Source organism: Aestuariibaculum suncheonense (genome assembly GCF_014596935.1).
In the GTDB taxonomy this organism is placed as follows: domain Bacteria; phylum Bacteroidota; class Bacteroidia; order Flavobacteriales; family Flavobacteriaceae; genus Aestuariibaculum; species Aestuariibaculum suncheonense.
In genome coordinates, this window is the sequence record NZ_JACVXC010000003.1 from 229,096 (window position 1) to 251,517 (window position 22,422).

Sequence of the window (22,422 nt, forward strand, 5' to 3'; positions counted from 1 at the left end):
TGTTTACCTTTAGTGCATTGTACAAAGAAAAACGCTGTTATCGCTGTTATTCTAAAAATCAATACATTAATCAAACATAAAAAGTGCTTATTTTATTTAACTTTACTATTAAAATAAGTTGGCTATTTTTTTATTGGCGCAGGATTTTTACCCATATCATATTCTGTTTTGTCAGTTGTTGCCCAACGATTGCCCTGAACTTCCCAAACTATATACATGGCTTTTTTTGTAGTTTCATTAATCCAATACTCAATACAACGTCCTGGAGAAATCTCATCTACCCAATACGAAACCTTAAAGCCTTTATTCACTAACTTTTGGCGTTCATCATCAAGTTTAGATGAACTGGCAGGCGCTTGACCATCATGATACTTTTCCCATACTTTGCGAGAGGCTTCTAATCGCTGCTGGCATTGAGATATATTGGGGTTTAATGCTACTTCTGTAATTTCCTTACTTCTCTTATCAAATTTAAGGGTTATGCATGAGTTCTCAGATTCTTTAAACCAGTCTTGTTTTTTACCCAAAAGACTTGAAAAGCATATTTCGTAACCTAAACTTTTAAGTTTAGCTTGTCCTTCCTCAAGATCCATTTTAACTAAAGCTGATACTTCTTCAGGAACTTTACTTTGCGCATTGGACATATTAATAATTGAAAAAACAATTATTAAAAACACACTGAATTTTAAAGGTGATTTTATTGGTTTCATTTTATATTTAATTAGGGTTAATTTATAAAACTGCATGTTTAAATTAAAAAAAATCTTACGTATTTTTCATTTATATAAATTCTATCTATATAGTATACTTATTAAGCATCATCCCCTAATTAAATGTTAAATATTTTAACATTTTGCTTATAAGTATGAGAAAAACATGTGTATTAGAAGAGATAACCCCGAATTATTTTTCTAAAAAATAAAGTATAATACTAAAAAAGGAATACCTATTAGTGTATAAAATAAAACATTTCTAAACTTAACAAATATCCTAAAGACGAACGGATTGTTCTTAAAGCCAATGTGATATGATTCTCTACGGTCTTTGTTGAAATGCCTAATTTCTCAGCGATTTCTTTGTGACTTAATTGCTGGTTTCGACTTAGAATATACACCTCCTGACAACGCGCAGGCAATGTATTTACAATAGCTTCAATTTGTGTTACTAACTCCTCGTGCATTAGCTTTGTTTCGGGAGTCGCATATTGAAATCGGTCGTTTAAGCCTTCAAACAATTCAACCTGTTGAATTTTATGCTTTCGGAATTCGCTAAACACTTTATAACGTACACACGCATACAAATACGACTTTAATGAAATTTTAATTTGAAGATTTTCTCGGTAATTCCAAACATCTATAAAGACATCCTGAATGATTTCCTCACAGAGTTCTTTATCTTTTAAAAGATTGTACGAGCTAATAAATAAAGGCTTCCAATAACTATCATAAAGCTCAGTTAGAGCCTTTTTATCACCTCCTTTAAGACGGTTTACTATATCTGAATCCTGTGAGAGCATAAGTTAAATTGACAAAATGATAGTTAAGATCAAATGTAAACATTTGAATTAAAATGTAACATACTAATTTAGAAGTTATCTTGTTGATTAAATTACAAGCAGCCTGAAAATGAAATTATCAAGATGTTAATATTTAATAAATTGATACCTGTTACTTAGTATTTATTGGTAATTGTCTTTTTCTCTGAATCTATTCCTATAGTCGTAAATAAACTGATATCTAAACTAAACTTTACATGAGTGCCCCTTCGTGCTGAACTTCGCATCTGATATACTCTAATTTTATAAATTCCGTTTTGAGACAATGTCATTTTACAGGTATCGCCTTGGGTTTGACCTATAAAATCGGCTACATTATCAGACTTTGGAGGCAACAGGTTAAAGTAACTTGAATTTATTTTGCGTTTTAAAATAATACTTACAGAATCACCCTTTTTCACATTAACAGCATAATCAATAATTTCCTCTCCTTTAATATCATCCTCAATAACAACCCGAGTTTTTCCTGAATCAAAACTTATTTTTTTATTAATAATTTGTCCGTAAAAAAATATTGGAAAAATCATGAATACTATAACAAGACGCAAATCTTTATCTTTCATAAGAACAATAATTAAACAACTTTTTAGATTGCAAACAACACTTAAATACTTTTAATGATTCTTTTCTTTTCTAAGAAAAAAATGAATTCCTAAATCTAATTTTGATTTCTTTAAAATTAAACAAAATTGGATATTCAAAATAAATAATAACATTAAAAAAACAGTTTCTGACAATTTTTATACCCTAAAAAACAATTTCTAAACCTTATAAGATATTGTCGTCATTTAATTTTGGAGATAACCAACAAACTAAACAATATGAAAATTAAATTGAATTATCTGATAACATGTTTTTGCTTAATTCTCTTCATCTTTTCTTGCGAAAATGAATCTTTAGAAAAGCAACCTATCTATGAATCCGACAGCTCCCTCATGTTTAATAATCTTCCTATTTTACCTGAAGATTATGTTCAAAACCTGGGAAAAGGGTTTGATGTTACCTGGTCCGAATTTACAAAATACATGAATCTGTATAATGAAAACGTTGTAATGGACTTTAGTGATGCCGGATTTAATAATGTTAGAATTAGAATTGGTGAGGCAAATCCGGATGCGACTTTCATTAATAGACTTAAAATGCAGGTTGATCATTGTCTAGCCCATGGTATATATCCCATTATCGCTTATCAAGGCGCCTACATAGAGGATATTGCCACTACCGATGAAGAAGCTCGACAACATCTGGTAACCTGGTGGCGTAACATGGCCCAAGAATTTAAAGACTATCCCAAGGCTTTATCGTTTAACATTCTTGTTGAAATTTCCGGAACTTATAAACTTAATTACACAGCGGTTAATAGTTTTTATCTCGATGTATTATCAGCTATACGCGAAACAAACCCGGATAGAATTGTTATCTTTCCTCCTGTTAAATTGTCTGATCCAACATATTTACAATATTTACAAATTCCAGGGAATGATGACCCTTACACCATGGCTGAATGGCATTTTTACGCAGCAGGTCCCACTACCGACCCAACAAATAAAAAATATTGGAATGACGGAAGTACTTCTGTTGAGAGAGACAATATTACCCATCCTATTCAAACTGCCTTAGAATGGATGCAAAATACAGGATATAAAACATGGGTTGGCGCCTGGATGGCTGGAAACTATAATAAAGGAAATGAATTTCCTATACCTGAGCAAGTCGCTTTTGCTACATTTATGGCCAGAGAACTCGCGAAAGCGAATATCCCGTGGTCCATTAATGCGGGTAATAAATTTTATGATTACGAAACCAACACATGGTTTTCAAATACAAACGATTCTGCAGGAATGCCTGTAAGAGATGTTATTTTGGATACCGAAAAAATTGCAATATACCAAAATACAGAATACGCAGGAGCCTCTTACAGGTTGGCCTCCGGAGACTATAATAAGTCCGACTTAGAGGCTATTAATTTTCTTGGGCAAATAAATTCCTTGATGGTTCCTTTCGACTTCAAAGTAGAATTGTACTCAAAACCCAGTTTTAAAGGATCAAAAACAGTTATAACCTCAACCTTGGAAAACTGTTCGACAATAGAGATAAAATCACTTAAAGTCATTGCCTTACATTCATACTGATCCAATTAAAAACAAATTAGATACCAAGGTTACCTGTAAAACCTGTTTGAAAATGTATTTTTCAAACAGGTTTTATTCAATTATTAAGTCAATGTAATCGTTTTTAATTAGTTATTTATTTATTTTTAAGGGATTAACCCCATTATTTTAACCAAATGCCCATGTTACGCTTAAAATGTATATCGATTTTTATCACATACTTTCTGTTTACACAACTAATGTTTTCTCAAAACAATTTAGAATTTCAAAGACTGGTTGGAGAAAATGTATCTACACAAAGTATAACCTATGCTGTAGCACAAGATAAGTCTGGTAATTTATGGATTGCATCTGAAGAAGGAGTTCTGAAACACAATTCAAAATTCTATAAAGTCTACAACACTTATAATGGACTTCCGGAGGAATTAAACAATCGCGTTTCAGAAATATTAATCGATTCTAACCAAGGTATTTGGATTGGCTTGGAACGGGGTGTATGCAAATATGACGAAGACCTGGATGCTTTTAAAATTCTTTCCTCTTCTCAAGATATAAATCCTTCTTTGGTGGAAAGCATAAAAGAAGATGAGCAGAATAATATTTGGATTGGTAGTTTTAATGGTTTATGGAAAATTGACGAAAATAGTAAAGTAAAATCTCTGGTTAGGGTAAACAATTTGCAAGGTATTCAGTACATATACCCTTACCAGAATAACATTATCATTGGAACATCAAAAGGGCTTTTTAATTACGATTCTAAAACCGATGTCCTAAGAGAAATCAATTTAAACTCTAATTCAAAAAGTATCAGTTTTATTGGTAGAATTAACGGTGAGTTTCTGGTCGGAACAAAATCCGGATTATTATTCAAAATTACCGAAGATCTCACCTTTGGAACCCTAATCAATTTAAATAAAAAAATATCAAGTCCAATAACCGACATAGTAGTTAAAGATGCTCAAACCATTTACTTGGCAACAGATGGGCATGGTATACTCAAATTAGATAAGAGCTTTAACATAAAGGAACAGTTTAAAGAAGATGCTGATAATGAAAATTCCTTGTCCAGCAATGGCGTTTATGATATTTTGTTAGGAGGTGAAAACATCCTCTGGATTGCAACCTATGGAGGAGGCATTAACTATTTTAATTCCAATGGATTCCCGTTTCAGAAAATTCAACACAAATTAAATAACAACAATAGTATTATAACCAATTTCACAAGATCTATTGCCGAAGACAGTAACGGAAATTACTGGTTTGGCACTAAAAAAGGGATTAGTATATGGAATAAAAAAAACAATAGCTGGAAACACCTCAACAATTTAACCAACTCTACAAATAATATAGACGATATAGTATTAGCACTACAACCTCAGAAAGACTATATGTGGGTTGGAAGTTATAACAGTGGTTTAATAAAGGTAAACATAAATACTTTCGAATGTATTCGGTTAAATACGATTAGCAAAAACGAAGATATTCCTCAAAAAGTATATACCGTTTTTGAAGATAATCATTCCAATATTTGGGTTGGTGGTATTGAAGGAAACTTAACCAAAATAAACTCAAAAAATCAAATAGAAACTTACCCTATTCAACAAATTCGATCAATTTACCAAGCACAATCTGGCAATATTTTAGCGGTAGGAAAATCAGGAGTTTACCGAATTGAACCTGAAACAAAACAGTTTGAACTTATAGAGGATTCAAAACCCGAAAAAAGCAAATTGGCTTACTCCACCATAAATTCCATACTGGAAACATCAAAAAATCATTTTGTTCTGGCTACCAACGGTGAAGGTGTTGTTTTCTATAACTACGACACTAAGGTTCTGAAAAAACTTACCATAAATTCTGGCATGCCTTCAGATATTATTCAAGGTATTCTATCCACCTCAGATTCCAGTTTTTGGGCAAGTACCACAAAAGGATTAGTGAACATCATAACTCGAAAAAATGACACTATTATAAATGTATTTGATAAAAAAGATGGCTTACCAAGTACCGAATACAATTACGGAAGTTACAGGAAATTAAGCGATAGTCTCTTCGCCTTTGGAGGAGTAAATGGCGTTACTTTGTTCAACCCCAAAAAAATAAAGGAAGAAACTTTTAAACCTAAAGTCGTTTTCGATGCTTTTAAACTCTTTAATAAAATTGTAAAACCGGAAGAAAAGCCATTATCAAAACATATTAATGAAACCAATTCCATTGTTTTAAAACACAACGAAAACTCTGTTGAGATTAGTTTTACGGGGGTACTGTATAGTTCCTCATCAAAAACCAAATACGCTTATAAATTAGAAGGGTTTAACGACGACTGGTCCTCGCCCAGCCTAAATAATTTTGCGACCTATACAAACTTAAGTCCGGGAAACTATATATTTAAAGTCAAAGCTTTTAATAAGTATCTACAGCCCGGCGAAGAAAGACAGATTAAGCTTCACATATTACCACCATGGTGGGCTACAAAAAAAGCTTATTTCTTCTATTTCTTATTACTAATTGGCATTATATATGGCATCATTCACTTTACCAGTGTTATTGTTAAAAAGAAAAATGCCGATGAACAAATTGATTTCTTTAATAACATTACCCACGAAATAAAAACACCTTTAACGATTTTAATCTCTTCTCTGGACAATGTTACAGAAACCATAAATTCCGGAGAAGAGTCAAAACAGCGCATAAAATCAACTGTCAAAAGAATTAATGCCCTTTTTGAACAGATGCTAAACTTCCAGAAAGTAACCTCTACCGATATTTCGCTGGATGTTACGGGCATTGATATTGAAAAACATATCAACCTAAGAGTCAATAATTTTGCGCCCCTGACCAAAGAGTCCAATTTGGAAATCATAATCGATAACCAATGGGATGAGCCTTTATTTTATTTCGATAAAGATATTCTGGATAAGATGCTGCTTAATTTAATTTCAAATGCCATTAAGTACTCATTTGAAAATTGTAAAATTTACATAAACCTCTCCAAAACCCAGCAAAACGAATTAAAAATTGAAATTAAGGATGAAGGACTAGGCATTCCAAAAGATCAGCAAAAATTCATTCTTAAGAAATATTATCGGGCTAGAAATGTCATCAACAGCCAAAGGCCCGGTACAGGACTAGGGTTAATGATGGTAAAAAAGCTTATCGAGAAAACGGGAAGCTCCATTAGTTTTGTCAGCGAAGAAAACAAAGGAACAACCTTTAAGGTAATCCTGAAAAACTTAAAGCATGAATACCATAAAAAAATGTCAACTCTTCAAAACAATATAAACAGCCAAGACATAAATGATATTCAACCTGAAATTGACGAATTTAGCGATTGTAAAATCCTTATCGTAGAAGACAATAATGAACTAAGAAATGTTCTAGTTAATACACTTGGTGTCTATTTTCAGGTATTTGAATCTCAAAATGGCAAGGAAGGTCTTGAAATGGCTTCACAAATATTCCCCGATATTATTTTAACCGATCTAATCATGCCTGAAATGGACGGTATGCAATTGTCCCGAAAATTAAAAGAGGATATTAATCTGAATCACATCCCTGTATTCATGATGACCGTTTTACAAAATTCGGCTCAAAAATTAGAAAGTATAGAAACCGGAATTTCTGAATACATCGAAAAGCCAATAGACTTTAAATTTTTACTAGCCAAAATGACCAACACATTAAAATGGCAGCAAAAGTTAAGGGAAAAATACATTCACGACAATGATGTTGACCATGCATCTATCTTCAGAAATAAAAACGACCAGGAATTTCTTCAAAACCTTGAAGATACCGTTATTGAAAACATCGAAAACGAATCGTTCTCGGTCCACGACTTATCTTCAAATTTTAGTATGAGCAGAACGTCATTGTATATGAAACTTAAAAACCTTGTGGATTTATCGCCCCAGGATTTCATTATTCATACGAAATTAAAGTATGCGAAAAAGCTACTTATTGAAGGTGAATCTAGTATTAAAGAAGTGGCATATAAATCTGGGTTTTCAAATCCAAAATACTTCAGTACTTCGTTTAAAAAATTCTATAGTATGACGCCAACCAATTTTCTGGAAAGTCTAAAAAAAGAATAAAAGAAAATTAAACTTAACGTCGCACTAGTTATTGATATATTTAACTAAAAATATAAGTAAAACTAATAATATCCCATAATTCCCTGTATTTCAAAAGCATTTTGACAATAAGCATACCTTTTGTGATAGTTTTTGAGACCTGAAAACTGTAATGAAATACTAGTTTAGCCCTAACTAATTAAACTATATATACAATGAAACACATTAAGTTATTATTAATTATAATGCTAATGCCTTTTGCTATACATGCCCAGCAGAATATAAAGGGCTTAGTAACCGATAATCAGAATATGCCGTTACCCGGAGCGTCTATTTTAGTAAAGGGCACCACTCTTGGCACGATGAGCGATTTTGACGGAGCTTTTAATTTAGAATTACCTTCTACCCCAGCTGTATTAGTTGTAAGCTATATAGGATATACAACCAGAGAAATTACTATTAATAAAGAATCTCAAATAAGTGTTGTACTAGAATCCAATGAACAGGAGTTAGAAGAAGTCGTAGTTATTGGTTACGGTACCGTTGAAAAAAGAGATGTTACAGGAGCCATTTCTTCCATCAAACCTAATGAAGATCTTGCACAGCAATCTAGAGGTATCGAAGACTTAATTCGAGGGCAGGCTGCGGGGGTTCAGGTTAGCGCTAACGGATCAGAACCTGGAGCATCTGTTTCCATTAAAATTAGAGGAACCAGCAGTTTAACAGGAAATTCTCAGCCTTTATATGTGGTTGATGGTATTATTATGGATACGGCTACCGAGGACACAGACGACCCGCTTGGAGGTTATTCTTCTCTGCAGGGGGGTATTTCGGGAGTTAATCCGCAGGACATAGAAAGTATCGAGGTTTTAAAAGATGCTTCAGCAACGGCTATTTACGGGTCCAGAGCTGCAAATGGTGTTATCATCATTACCACAAAAAAAGGTACTAAAGGTAATGCGAAGTTCAATTTCACATCCTCTATCAGCACGGGAAAAGTTGTAAGAAATATTGATGTATTGGATACCGAAGGCTATGCAAACTATCAAAATGATATGAGAACTAGTCTGGGCCAGGAGATTAGATATACAATAAATCCGGATGGTTCAATCTACACCGCAGGAACAGACCCTATGATGGTTGAAGGAATTGATTGGGCTGAAGACACCTATAGAAACCCGGTTATCAGAAAAAACAGATTATCCGTATCGGGTGGCTCAGATACTGGCAGCTATTACCTTTCTGGTGGTATGATTAATAATCAGGGAACGTTTCCTAATGCTGAAGCCAAAGCAACAGATTTCAATATTAACGTTAACAAAGACTTATCTAGTAAGATAACATTAAACACCAAAATAGCCACAACATATACGGAGCTTAATTCATCCAAAGGAACCGATGAAAATGCCAGTTCGAACAGTAGTATGGTACGACAAGTATTACTTGCAGCTCCTATTTTAAATTTTTCAGATAATAATATCGATGTTGTTGATGTAGATGAAGCTTTAGACGGCCCTAGAGCTTGGACAAGCGATTATGATGATGATGCAAAGGAAATTAGACTTTTGGGGTCTATAAATATGGATTATAAACTATCTAAATCACTTACTTATCGCATAAGATTTGGTGCCGATTACAGACAAAAAGACCGAACATTTTGGTACGGTACAGCTTTGCTAAAAGGAAGAGACCCAAATGGATTAGCCGGAATAAGTACACTAAACAGATTTAGATACAACATCGATAATACCTTAATGTACCGAAAAACGTTTAATAAAAACAGTCGATTAAATGCCACAGTTGGTTATCTAGTTGACAAAACAAATATTAAAAAATCAAGATATTCTGCTGCTGATTTCGCCGATAAATCATTAAGAGCTGATGGTATTTCATTTGCCGGTGTAAATACACCTCTTATTGTTGACAGTGAATACCCAACCATACTATCATACATCGGACGTGTGAACTACACTTTACGTAACAGGTATATTTTCACCGGAACTTTTAGAGCTGATGGAAGTAGCAAATTTGCCAAAGGTAACCAGTGGGGTTATTTTCCTGCAGTATCGTTTGCATGGCAAGCCATAAAAGAACCTTTCCTGAGAAAATCAAAAACCTTTTCCGATCTAAAATTCAGAATTGGATATGGTGAAGTCGGAAATCAAAACATATCATCTTACAGTTTCCTAACGCCATTTGGAAGAACAGAAGAGGCTTTAGCTGACGCAGAAGGGAATGGATCGTTAATTGCAGTTGTACCGCAAAACCTGGCAAACCCAGATTTAAAATGGGAAACAGCCATTCAATACAATGCAGGGATTAACTTTGGTTTTTTCGATGATCGATTAACAGGTGTGGTTGATGCTTATTACAAGACCAGTTCTGATCTTCTATTAAATGTTCCTGTGGGGCCTACAGCTGGTTTTAACTCTATTTACGCCAATCAGGGTGATTTAGAAAATAAAGGTTTAGAAATTTCGTTAAGTGCCGATATCATTAGAAACAAACATACAGTTTGGAATGTCTTTGGGAACATTTCATTTAACAAAAGTAAAGTGGTTTCTATAGGAACACCTGCTCAAACCTATGGTTCACTGGGAGAAGTTGTTGCATTTGTTGGAAACAATGTTTCCGGAGGGACCTACTTTAAACAACCTGCTAACATTTTTGTTGAAGGACGCGAAGTTGGTGTGTTTTATGGATTACAAACTCAAGGAATTATTAGAACTGATGCCGACTTGACAAACACAGAAACAGGTGACCCTTTAAAATACAAAGGAACAGATATGCGAGTTGGAGATGTTTACTTCGTTGACCAGAATGGCGATGGAGATATAACAGATGCAGACAAAACCATCATAGGCAACCCTAATCCGGACTTTGTTTATGGTTTTGGATCCTCTTTCACTTATAAAAATTTCTCACTGGGGCTTTTGTTTAATGGTATGTATGGAAACGATATTGCTAATGCCAATTTACTGGAGTTAGATTACGCAAACAACACCACAAAAAATATCAGAACAGTTGCATATACCGATGCTTTCGATCCGGTAACAAATCCTAACGGAAACTATCCTGCGGTGGGGGTTGGTGCAATTGGAACGAATTACACTACCGAGTTTAACGACAGAATGGTTGAAAATGCAAGTTTCTTAAGGCTGAGCAATATAACTCTTGGATATGATGTGCCCGTAAAAAACATAAGCTTTATAGACCGTTTAAAACTAACTATTTCCGGACAAAATTTATGGTTACTAACCGATTACTCTGGTTTCGACCCTGAAGTTAACAGTTTCGCATACGACCCGCTTCGTATGGGAGTAGACTCGGGTTCATTCCCGAATCAAAGAACCTATACTTTCGGATTAAATGTGACATTTTAAAAATTAGAAACTATGAAAACTTTAAATAAAATAATAAGGCTATTAACTTTAAGTATAGCTTTCATCTTAACGGGCTGTGAAAATCAACTAGTCGATATCCCCGAAAACAAATTTTCTGAAGTTCAGGTCTTCTCTACCGAAGAGGGTGTTGAAACCGCTGTTAATGGAATGTACTCTCAATTACAGGGATACGACTATTATGGAGCCAGAATGCGACTGCTACTTTGGCCTCACTCAGGCAAATACCAATCTAGACAGGGTGCTAACGACGACGCCAACAAACTTGATATGACAAACACAAATATTAATATTGATAGATTATGGTCTGGAATGTGGCAAACCATTAACCAGATAAATCTTGTCATTAATAACGTAGAAGGTAGTGGCCTAGATAATGAAGACTCCAGTTTGGGGCAGGCTTATTTTTTACGAGGTGTGGTTTATTTCGATTTGGCCAGAATGTTTGGAGAAATTCCAATAAGACTTGCACCTACAACAAAAGAGAATATTCACATTGCAAAAAGTACTAAAAAAGAAGTTTACAATTTAATTATTGAAGACCTTAAAAAAGCAGCTAATTTAATGCCTGACCGTGGTGAATATATAGCAGGACGCCCCTTAAAATATGCCGCTAATGCCTATTTGGCAAAAGTGTACGTTACACTCGCTGGTGAAAATGATGCTGTTTCTCAGCCTACGGATTTTAATCTGGTATCTGAATCAGATATCACCACGGCATCAATATCGAATTTCTGGGAAGAAGCCAAAAAAGAATTAGATTATGTCATTACCAATGGCGGCTATACCCTAACATCAACATATGCCGAATTGTTTAAGGAAGGGGCTTCAAGCAGAAATACAAGTGAATCTATTTTCGAACTTCAATATGGTTATACAGGAGCCAACAGAACTAATGATATCATTAGAGATGTTGTGTTGTCAAATCATCCTATTGTGCCCGTTGGCGCCAATACTTTTGGTCGTATTCGTCCGAACAAGGAAATGTTCAGTGATCATATCATCCAGTATTCCGGTATTGATTTTTCGGGTCAGGACTTTATCCCGGCAGGTAGAGCGGCTAACATTATAGCTTTAGATGAGAATATTGCAGATCCTAGGATTAACGAAACCTACATTTACAATAATTATAACAGAACCGACAACGGTAATAATGTTAACTTATTTCCTAGAGTAAACAGAGGAAACAACGCCTTTGCTCACTTAAATAAATACAGAGACCTGACCTATAATGGTACGAACACCATTAAAAACCATATCATGCTTCGCTATGCTGACGTGCTTTTGTTACGCGCCGAAGTAGAGAATGAAATCTCAGGGCCATCTAATGCTTTCCAATTTGTAAATCAGGTTTTAGCCAGAGCTAGGACTACAACTGCAGGCATGACCTTACAACCAGCCGATTGGACGACAACATCTATAGCAACTAAGGAAATGTTCAGAGAACGTATTATGAAAGAACGTGAATATGAATTAAATGGCGAAGGCCATGAATGGTTTGACATGAGAAGACGTGGATTAGAGCGTTTTCAGGAACAAATAAACCATCATAATGATGCGGTCAGTTTTTACAGTTCAGAGGGTAATGTCGATTTTATTTTTCAAAACGTTGAAACCGAAATGAAACTTCCTATTCCGCTATCCGAACTATCTGGTAATAATTTAATTAATGAATAACCTAATGAAATATCCTTTATATATACTCTCCATTTCAACACTTATCATTTTTAGCGCTTGTAATACAAACAAAAAACAAGACACTAATGATGGTGGCCCATTATATCAAGATGCTTCCGCTCCAATAAAAGATAGAGTTTCCGATTTAATGTCCCGAATGACACTGGAGGATAAAGTATACCAAATGTGTCAATATGTTGGGCTTGAACATATGAAAGCAGCCGAATCTGATTTATCTGAAGAAGAACTGGATATAAACGACGCTCGAGGTTTTTATCCCGGTGTGCACAGTGATAGTGTAGGAAGATTGGCTCAGGCAGGAAAAATTGGGTCTTTTCTTCATGTGGTAACACCAGAAGAAGCCAATTACCTTCAAAGTCTGGCATTAGAATCGCCATTAAAAATTCCTCTACTAATTGGTATAGATGCTATACATGGTAATGGTTTAGTAAATGGCTCAACAATTTATCCTTCTCCAATTTCCCAGGCCGCAACATTCGATGACACCTTAATTGAAGAAGGTAGCAGACAAACGGCTCTTGAAATGCGAGCAAATGGTATGCACTGGTCCTTCACTCCGAATATTGATGTATTACGGGACCCAAGATGGGGACGAACCGGTGAAACTTATGGAGAAGACCCTTATTTAGTCGGGAATATGGGTATTGCAACCATTAAAGGGCTGCAGTCTGATGATTTTACAGGAACAGAACATGTGATCGCCTGTGCTAAACATTTAATTGCAGGAAGTTCCTCTATAAATGGATTAAACGCCTCTCCCACCGATGTATCCAAACGTACTTTATTCGAAATCTTCTTGCCTCCTTACCGACGTGCTGTACAGGAAGCCAATGTATATTCAATTATGGCGGCTCATAATGAAGTAGCAGGTATGCCCGGACATATGGATAAATTCATGATGACCGATTTGATGCGCGATCGTTGGCATTTTGATGGATTCTATGTTAGTGACTGGAATGACGTATCGCGTATTGCTCTTTGGCATCATGTAGCTAAAGATTTCAAACAATCTATTGAATTTTCGGTTAACGCCGGAATGGATATGAATATGCATGGTCCCGTATTCGACAAATTACTAATTGAACTGGTTAACGAAGGAAAAGTAGATGAAGCCAGAGTTAATTACGCCTGCAGTAAAATTTTAGAAGCAAAATTCCGATTAGGCCTTTTTGAAAATCCTTATGTAGATCTTGAAAAAGTTAAATCTGTAAACTTTTCTGAAGCACATCAAAAAACCGCTTTGGAGCAAGCTCAAAAAGCCATTGTTTTACTGAAAAATGAAAAAAGTATGTTACCGCTTTCCGAAAACGGAAACAATAAAACCATTTTTATAACAGGACCCAATGCCAACAATCAAACCACATTAGGTGATTGGGTATCTCCTCAACCAGAGGAAAACATTGTAACTATGGTTGAAGGCATTACAAAAATTGGAGAGAGCAATGGTTATAAAATCGATTACTTCAATTCCGGCGATAGATCTAAAGAAATTACTGATGAGAACATCACCATTGCAGCTCAAAAAGCAAGCAATGCAGATATTTGTGTATTGGTTTTAGGAGAAAATTCATTTAGGCATGACTGGGCTCGTAAAACAACCGGAGAAAATATTGACAGAGCGACATTAAAATTATCAGGAAATCAGATAAAACTCTCAGAGAAAATTCTAGAAACTGGTAAACCAGTAATTGTTCTTTATGTGAGTGGCAGCCCTATTGCTGAGCCCTGGTTGGAGCAACGTGCTTCAGCCGTATTAAATACTTGGGAAAGTGGCGCTTTCGCAGGACAAGCAACAGCCGAGATATTGTTTGGTCAAGTAAATCCTTCAGGTAAATTACCGCTAACCGTTCCTCGCAGTGTTGGACAATTACAAATGGTTTACAACCACAAACCTACAGCTTATGTTCACAAGTACAATACAGAGAAAAAAGTGCCATTGCATCCATTTGGATATGGTTTAAGTTACACCTCGTTTGAGTTTTCAAAACCTGAACTAACAAAAACAACGTTTTCAGATATCAATGATACTATCACCGTAAATGTTCAAGTTACTAACACTGGAAAAGTTGAAGGTGATGAAGTGGTTCAACTTTATATTCGCGACAACATCAGTTCGTACACCAGACCTGTAAAAGAACTAAAAGCTTACAAACGTGTTACTTTAAAACCAGGCGAAACAAAAACAGTAGCTCTCAATATCAATGCTGAAAGTCTGGCTATGTATGACCACGATTACAATTTTGTAATCGAACCCGGTGATTTCACCATCATGACGGGAAATTCGTCTTCAGATAAAGATTTAAAAACAGCCTCACTTAGTGTTCCTCAAAAAATAAAACTGGAAATCTAAAATGAAAAAACATAATAAAATCGCGAAACTAAGACGCATGCCAATTATCTTACTGTTATTACTCATAATCAATTCGGCATGTAGTCAAAATAAAAAGAAATCGAATGATACGGCTACAACAAATGAAAAGGTATTACAGCCGAATATCATTTACATAATGGCCGACGATTTAACAACGCAGGCTATAAGCGCTTATGGTGGCATATACAAGGATATTGCTCCCACACCTAATATCGACAGAATAGCAAACGAGGGTATGCTATTTCAAGATGTTTTATGTACAAATGCCATTTGTGGTCCTAGCCGCGCAGCCATTTTAACAGGTGACTACAGCAGCAAGAATGGATACTACAAAAATGAAAGTGGTGGTAAATTCGATGAAACTAAATGGACATTCCCTCAAGAGTTTCAGAAAAATGGTTACCAAACCAGTCTTTTTGGTAAGTGGCACTTGGGATCAGAACCTAAAGGATTTAATGTGTACAAATATCATAATTCTGCAGGACAACAAGGGCATTATTGGGATCCTGTTTATAACGAAAATGGTGTAGACGTTAAAGAGAAAGGGTATTCTACCAATTTAAGTACCGATTTTGCCATCAACTGGTTGGAAAAAGAAAGAAAACAAAACGACCCGTTTTTAATGATTTTACAGTACAAGGCCCCTCATCGTCCTTGGCAACCAGACACCAAATACGAAACCCTGTGGGATGATATTGAAATGCCATATCCCGCTACTTTTAACGATGACTATAAAGGTCGTGAACTTACAGCAGGAGATACCGAAATGACGATGGACTACTTTTCTCGTAGAGATATGAAACTTAAAGAACCTGAACATTTAAAAGGTAAGGAAAAATTGGCCTGGGCATTTTACGGAGCAAAACCAGGAGAATTAGTACAACCTGAGAATATGTCTTACGAAGAAGGTAGAAAATGGCGTTATCAAACCTATATCAAAGACTATTTGGCTTGTGTAAAATCGGTTGATGATAATATTGGTCGTGTTTTAGATTATCTCGATAAAAATGGTTTAACCGATAACACTGTTATTATTTTAACTTCAGACCAGGGGTTTTATTTAGGAGATCATGGTTTCTTTGATAAGCGCTTTATTTATGAAGAATCGTTGCGTATGCCATTCATTGTTAAATACCCGAAACTTATAAAGGCGGGTACTGTGAATGAAGATATTATAACTAATATTGATTTTGCTCCTACCCTTTTAGATATAGCGAATATTTCAACCACTCATCAAATGCAAGGCGAAAGTTTTAAATCGATTTTAAAAGGAACAACTCCAAAAGACTGGCAAGAAGGCATGTACTATCATTACTATGAATTCCCCTACTGGCATCACGTGCAACCGCATTACGGAATTCGAACTAAGAAATACACCTTATCTCACTTCTACTACAATATTGATGTTTGGGAATTGTACGATTTAGAAAAAGACCCAAATCAAATGAACAACATTATTAATGACCCGCAATACACTAATGTAATTACAGATTTGAAATTGGAATTAAAAAACTTAATGATTAAGTATGAAGACAACAAATCGCTTTCCGATTTTAGAATGATTACCGACTCTGATTTTGGCTCCATTGTAGATCATGAAGATGATGAAACATCCGTTCAGGACATACTAACGAATAGAAAAACAACAAATGAAAATTAAGAACTATACATGGCTTTTGGTTAGTTTAACATTACTCACCTGTAAAGCCCAACAAGCTTCAATCTCAACTGTTAAAGCTGAGGCTTCAAGTGACAAAAAGAATATTCTCTTTATTGCTGTTGATGATTTAAAACCGCTGCTTTCAAATTATGGTCACCCGGAAATGATGACTCCTAATTTTGATCGTTTGTCTAAAATGGGTGTCAGTTTTACCAATGCTCATGTACAGTATGCAGTGTGTGGTCCTTCACGTGCCAGTGTCATGACCGGAACAAATCCAGACAAAACAAAAGTTTGGGATCTTCATACCGATTTTAGGGAGTCGGCACCAGACCTTATATCCATGCCTGAGTATTTAATTTCTCAAGGTTACGAAACCACAGCTGTAGGTAAAATATACCACAAAGGCTCATCTTCTCCAGGACACGATGGTAAAAGTTGGAGTATTCCCCATACACAACCTAAAAATTATGATTCTGCCTACGGGGATCCTGCCTTTGAATATTATCAGAATCCAGAAACAAAAAAAACAATGAGTCTCCTTGTCAATGAAGCCGAAGCAAAAGGAATAACAAAACCAGGACAACTGCGCAGTTATGTTTTTAAACGTCTGAAGCCAAGTACAGAAAGTGCAGAGGTTTCAGATGAAGCCTATCAGGATGGCATCTATACCCAGGAAGCTTTAAAAAAACTAAATAAACTTATAAAAACAGGCAAACCTTGGTTTTTGGGTGTTGGTTATCAAAAACCACATTTACCGTTTGTCGCGCCTAAAAAGTATTGGGATCTGTACGACAGAGATAAAATTGAATTAGCAAAATTTCAAAAACTATCTGAGGGCACACCGTCATTTGCCTTCCATAATTATGGAGAATTAAGGGCCTTTAGTGATATAGATGACAATTATGATATTGGTGATATTATTGATGAAAATAAGCAACGAGAATTGATTCATGGCTATATGGCCTGTATATCGTATATCGATGCCCAATTAGGAAAACTAATGGATGCCCTTGAAGCTAAAGGCATATTAGATGATACCATTATAGTACTTTGGGGCGATCACGGATGGCACTTGGGTGATCACGCCGAATGGTGTAAACACTCTAATTTTGAGCAAGCCACACGTATCCCATTTATGTTTTCTGGACCAGGCATAGCTAAAAACCAAAATGTAGAAACCCCGGTAAATTTAGTTGATTTATTTCCTACAATTTTTGAGTTAGCTCACGTAAAACAAAGTGATCAAACCGATGGTAAATCGCTTGTACCCTTGTTAGATAATGATAAAAATACAACCATAAACATGGACTATGCTTATCATCAATATGCCAGAGGTAAACGTATGGGTTATTCGATTCGTACAGAAAAATACCGTTATACAGAATGGCATAATAATGACTATAGAAGCAACAAACCTTACAAAGATGAAAACATCGTAGGTCGTGAATTATACGACTACGATAATGATCCCTTAGAAACAAAAAACTGGGTTAACGATGCTAACTACAAAAACATAGCCACCCAATTAAAGGACAAACTAAAATCTCATGTAACAAATAATCTAAAATAATTCGTTGTCTCCATATATAAACTAAGAAACTTGTTGAAAAATTCTATGAAAAAGATTGCATACATCTTATTGTGTTTTGTTTCGTTATTTACGCATGCGCAAACAAAACCTAACATCTTATTCATCATTACCGATGATTGGGGATATCATGATTTGAGTTACAACGGTTCTAAATTATACAACACTCCAAATGTTGATAATTTGGCTAAAAATGCTATAACATTCACCAATGCATACAGCAGTTATCCAAGATGTACACCTTCAAGATATGCTATGTTAACTGGAACATATCCTGTAAATGAAGATAAAGGGAATTTAGCAGAAATGCCCGAGGAAAAAAACTTCGCTTCTATATTCAATAACGAAGGCTACCATACTTTTTATATCGGAAAATGGCACTTAGGAGAAGGTGGGGCACATCCAAAGAATTTTGGATTTAAAACCACTTATGCCGCAGGGCGATCTGGTGGATTAGGATCTCGTTTTTACCCTTTCAATACCCAAAAAAATGGCAAGCCCGCAAAAGAACCTGTTGAAGACCTCGAAGAAGATGGTAAACCTGGTGACTATGCTTCAGATTTAATGACAGATAAAGTAATTAAACTTATCGAGAATACTCCAAAAGGAGAACCCTTCATGGGGGTTTTGGCTTACTATGCTGTACACACGCCTTTAGAAGCAAAACAGCAAGACATTGATCGCAATAAAAACCAGTTAAAATCTATAGATTTTGGTAATACTCCTGAATATATAAAAGAAGGTGCCGGACGTAGAAAAATGCGTCAGGATAACCCAGTATATGCTGCAATGGTTGAAAATATAGACGAAAATTTAGGTAGAATAATTGAAATGCTTAAAAACAAAAATCTATTGGATAATACCATTATCGTATTAACCTCAGATCATGGCGGACTTTCTAATGACGGTTTTAAAGGCGAGCGCGAATTAGCCACTACAAATAATCCATTAAGAGCCGGTAAAGGTTGGTTATATGAAGGAGGTATTAGAGTGCCTTTAATCTGGCATTATGGAAAAAATTTCAAGCCGCATAGAGAAGAAAACTCAATCGTTATGGGAATGGATATATTTCCAACGCTACTAGATTTAGCCATTAACAAACAAGTTAAAGAAATCGATGGAAAAAGCTACAAAAGTATTCTTCTAGGTAAAGATTCCTGGGAAAACAGGTCGGTGTTTTGGAATTCTAACAAAGCACGTCCGCATAGTACCGGAGACCCCAAAGAAACCGCTGTGAGATCAGGAGATTATAAGCTGTTATATTTTAAAGACACCAATACCTATGAATTGTATAACTTAAAGCAAGATGTTAGTGAATCTCATAATATTTCTTCTGAAAATCCATCCAAACTAGATGAAATGAAATCCCTTTTAAAAGCCTGGAAAAAAGAATATTTAGTCCCTTCCAGAATGGATATCGGCAAAAACAAAGGCAAAGAAAAGTCTGATAAACAAAAAAAATAAAGCATATGAAGTTATCATTTATATATCCACTTTTCTTTCTATTCTGCACTTTTGCTATTGCACAGGATGGAAATACGCCAAAACTATTGGTTGGTGCGACCTTGAATTATGAAGAGTTAAATACCATAAAGGAAAAACTGTTCCTTAAGGATTTCAAATATCTTACGCCTGCCAATGCTGCCAAACAAAGTGCTATTCACCCTGAACCCGGCAAATGGAATTGGAAAAAAATAAACGATTTTATCGATTTTGCCAATAAAAACAACATCATCGTTCGTATGCATTCTCCGGTAAGTCCACAAGCTTCAAAATGGGCTAAAAATGATAATAGAACTGCTGAAGAATTAACCAAAAATATGGAAGAATACATGTTGGCTGTTTCTAAAAGGTTTAATACTGAAAAATGTATTAAATACATGGACGTAGTTAATGAAACCATTTTAGCTAACGGCAATTGGTTTGGTCCAAAAAAAGGTGTAGACCAATGGGAAAACCCTTGGGTAAAAATGGGATTTGATGAAAATGGCTATCCGCTTTATATTCTAAAAGCCTTTGCCTTAGCGACCACATATGCTCCAAATGTAAAATTGGTTTATAATCAAAATGCAGGAATGGAAGACATACTATGGGATAAAGTAAAAGAAACCATTTTATATGTGCGTTCTAAAGGCTATCGTGTAGATGGTATAGGTTGGCAAGGTCATATACAGTTGGGAGCTAAAAGGCAGGACTTTATTGATAATATGGATGTAACCATTCAAAAAATGTCCGATTTGATTGACTGGGCACATGCGCACGATTTGGCTTTTCATGTTACAGAATTAGACTATTTAATTAAAGATGAATACAAAAATGAATTAAAAACCGAACGAGAACATCAAAAGAAATTATATGATAAAATAGTTGATTTACTTATTGAAAAAAGCAAGCAGGGTGAAGTTACACTTAACCTTTGGGATTTAGGAGTAAGACATAAAAAGGACTCAGGGAATTTTCAGTCTATTTACAATAAAAAGTTTAAACCTACACCGGCCTATTTTAGTATTCAAAAGGCCTTAAAAGCCAGCAATCCATGATATTTTCAAAACAAATAAAACCGTTTTGGCATCTTATTCTTTTAGGCACTGTTTTATTTATTTCCTGTAAAACAAATAAAACTAACAAACACCAAACTAATATAACGAAACCGAATATTTTAATTATTCATATCGATGATTTAGGGTATCATGATTTAAGTTTTACAGGCTCCAAAATTTACCAAACCCCAAATGTCGATCGATTGGCAATGGAATCTGTTAGATTTACAAATGCCTATGCCAATTATCCACGTTGTGTTCCTTCCCGATTTGCAATGTTAACCGCTGGTTATCCCATTAAAGATGGAGATGTTCCCGATGATGGTTTTGAAATGACAGAAATCCCGGATTCTCAAAACTATGTCAAACAAATTCATAATACAGGTTATCAGACAGCCTATTTTGGAAAGTGGCATTTAGGTAACGATCCTAGAGATTTTGGATTTGATTTTAGCATGGCAGCAGGTCATGCGGGATCTCCTATTAGCTATATCTATCCATTTAACACCCCAAAACATAAAGGCATTAACAAAAAAGCTCCTATTAAAGATTTGGATACTATTGGTAAAAAAGGTGACTACCTTACTGATGTATTAACCAATCAAGTCATCAAATACATTAAAAACAGAGATCAGAAAAAGCCCTTTATGACCATGTTAGCCTTCTATGCTGTGCACCAACCTTTGGAAGCAAAAGGGGAAGATATAATTCCTAATGAAAATGAAATCAAAGCTTTTAATTTTGGTAATCAACCTGAATACATACTTGAAGGTACAGGACGAACCAAAATGCGTCAGGATAATGCCACGTATGCTGCAATGGTTGAAAACATGGATGAAAATGTTGGCAAATTACTTCAAACATTGAAAGACGAAGGTATTGCAGACAATACAATAATTATATTTTCATCAGACCATGGAGGATTATCTAATGACGGCACTAAACAGCGTGAATTAGCCACCAGTAATCATCCATTACGAGCGGGAAAAGGATGGTTATATGAAGGAGGTGTTAAAGTACCACTATTAGTAAAGTGGAAGAACCATTTTCAACCCCGAGAAGAAAATCAATCTATAGTGATGTTAATGGATATATTCCCTACCCTTTCAGATATAATTTCAGGAAAAAAACTTACTACCGATGGACAAAGTTTCTTCTCTATTTTAAAAAATCAAGATCATTGGGCTGATAGAACAGTCTTTTGGCACTCTTCAAAAGCACGTCCTGTTAATACAGGAGACACTAAATCATCTGCCATTAGACACGGAAACTACAAATTAATTAATTGGTATGAAGAAGGTAGAACGGAGTTGTATAATATAGCTAACGATCCTTCAGAAACCCATAATTTAATTAATGAGAGCCCAAAATTGACAAACGATTTATTAACTAAGTTAAATAATTGGAAAGCCAAGTTTTAATAAC

At 35.1% G+C, this 22,422-nt stretch carries 13 protein-coding genes; 10 read left to right on the forward strand and 3 right to left on the reverse strand.

Annotated elements, in window-relative coordinates:
- Nucleotides 1–122: 122 nt before the first annotated feature.
- From ICJ84_RS09315 to ICJ84_RS09325, 3 genes are all read right to left on the reverse strand, one after another.
- Nucleotides 123–710 (reverse strand): hypothetical protein, encoded by a 588-nt coding sequence (locus tag ICJ84_RS09315; protein WP_188216126.1) that lies wholly within the window; start codon nucleotides 708–710, stop codon nucleotides 123–125.
- A gap of 239 nt (nucleotides 711–949) precedes the next feature.
- Entirely contained in the window at nucleotides 950–1,516 is a 567-nt protein-coding gene (locus ICJ84_RS09320) for an RNA polymerase sigma-70 factor (protein WP_188216127.1), read from the reverse strand.
- A gap of 155 nt (nucleotides 1,517–1,671) precedes the next feature.
- Entirely contained in the window at nucleotides 1,672–2,118 is a 447-nt protein-coding gene (locus ICJ84_RS09325; protein ID WP_188216128.1) for a hypothetical protein, read from the reverse strand.
- A gap of 372 nt (nucleotides 2,119–2,490) precedes the next feature.
- Here ICJ84_RS09325 and ICJ84_RS09330 point away from each other — a divergent pair, with 372 nt between their 5' ends.
- From ICJ84_RS09330 to ICJ84_RS09375, 10 genes are all read left to right on the forward strand, one after another.
- Complete coding sequence (locus tag ICJ84_RS09330) at nucleotides 2,491–3,687, forward strand: glycoside hydrolase family 5 protein (protein WP_188216129.1); 1,197 nt, start codon at nucleotides 2,491–2,493, stop codon at nucleotides 3,685–3,687.
- 161 nt (nucleotides 3,688–3,848) lie between these two features.
- A complete protein-coding gene (locus ICJ84_RS09335) occupies nucleotides 3,849–7,757 on the forward strand; it encodes a hybrid sensor histidine kinase/response regulator transcription factor (RefSeq protein WP_188216130.1) in 3,909 nt (1,302 codons plus the stop codon).
- Between the two features lie 194 nt (nucleotides 7,758–7,951).
- Entirely contained in the window at nucleotides 7,952–11,119 is a 3,168-nt protein-coding gene (locus tag ICJ84_RS09340; protein ID WP_188216131.1) for a SusC/RagA family TonB-linked outer membrane protein, read from the forward strand.
- Nucleotides 11,120–11,131: 12 nt separating this feature from the next.
- Entirely contained in the window at nucleotides 11,132–12,814 is a 1,683-nt protein-coding gene (locus ICJ84_RS09345) for a RagB/SusD family nutrient uptake outer membrane protein (protein WP_188216132.1), read from the forward strand.
- A 4-nt stretch (nucleotides 12,815–12,818) separates the two neighbouring features.
- Nucleotides 12,819–15,185, forward strand: a complete 2,367-nt coding sequence (locus ICJ84_RS09350; RefSeq protein ID WP_188216133.1) for a glycoside hydrolase family 3 N-terminal domain-containing protein — start codon at nucleotides 12,819–12,821, stop codon at nucleotides 15,183–15,185.
- A gap of 1 nt (nucleotide 15,186) precedes the next feature.
- Nucleotides 15,187–16,866, forward strand: a complete 1,680-nt coding sequence (locus ICJ84_RS09355) for a sulfatase family protein (RefSeq protein ID WP_241748732.1) — start codon at nucleotides 15,187–15,189, stop codon at nucleotides 16,864–16,866.
- Nucleotides 16,856–18,439, forward strand: a complete 1,584-nt coding sequence (locus ICJ84_RS09360; RefSeq protein ID WP_188216134.1) for a sulfatase — start codon at nucleotides 16,856–16,858, stop codon at nucleotides 18,437–18,439. Before ICJ84_RS09355 ends, ICJ84_RS09360 begins: the two co-directional genes overlap by 11 nt.
- Before the next feature lie 45 nt (nucleotides 18,440–18,484).
- Complete coding sequence (locus tag ICJ84_RS09365; RefSeq protein ID WP_188216135.1) at nucleotides 18,485–19,921, forward strand: sulfatase; 1,437 nt, start codon at nucleotides 18,485–18,487, stop codon at nucleotides 19,919–19,921.
- Nucleotides 19,922–19,926: 5 nt separating this feature from the next.
- Nucleotides 19,927–20,997, forward strand: a complete 1,071-nt coding sequence (locus ICJ84_RS09370) for an endo-1,4-beta-xylanase (RefSeq protein WP_188216136.1) — start codon at nucleotides 19,927–19,929, stop codon at nucleotides 20,995–20,997.
- Nucleotides 20,994–22,418 (forward strand): sulfatase, encoded by a 1,425-nt coding sequence (locus ICJ84_RS09375; RefSeq protein WP_188216137.1) that lies wholly within the window; start codon nucleotides 20,994–20,996, stop codon nucleotides 22,416–22,418. The genes ICJ84_RS09370 and ICJ84_RS09375 overlap by 4 nt, the downstream gene beginning before the upstream one ends.
- Nucleotides 22,419–22,422 lie beyond the last annotated feature (4 nt).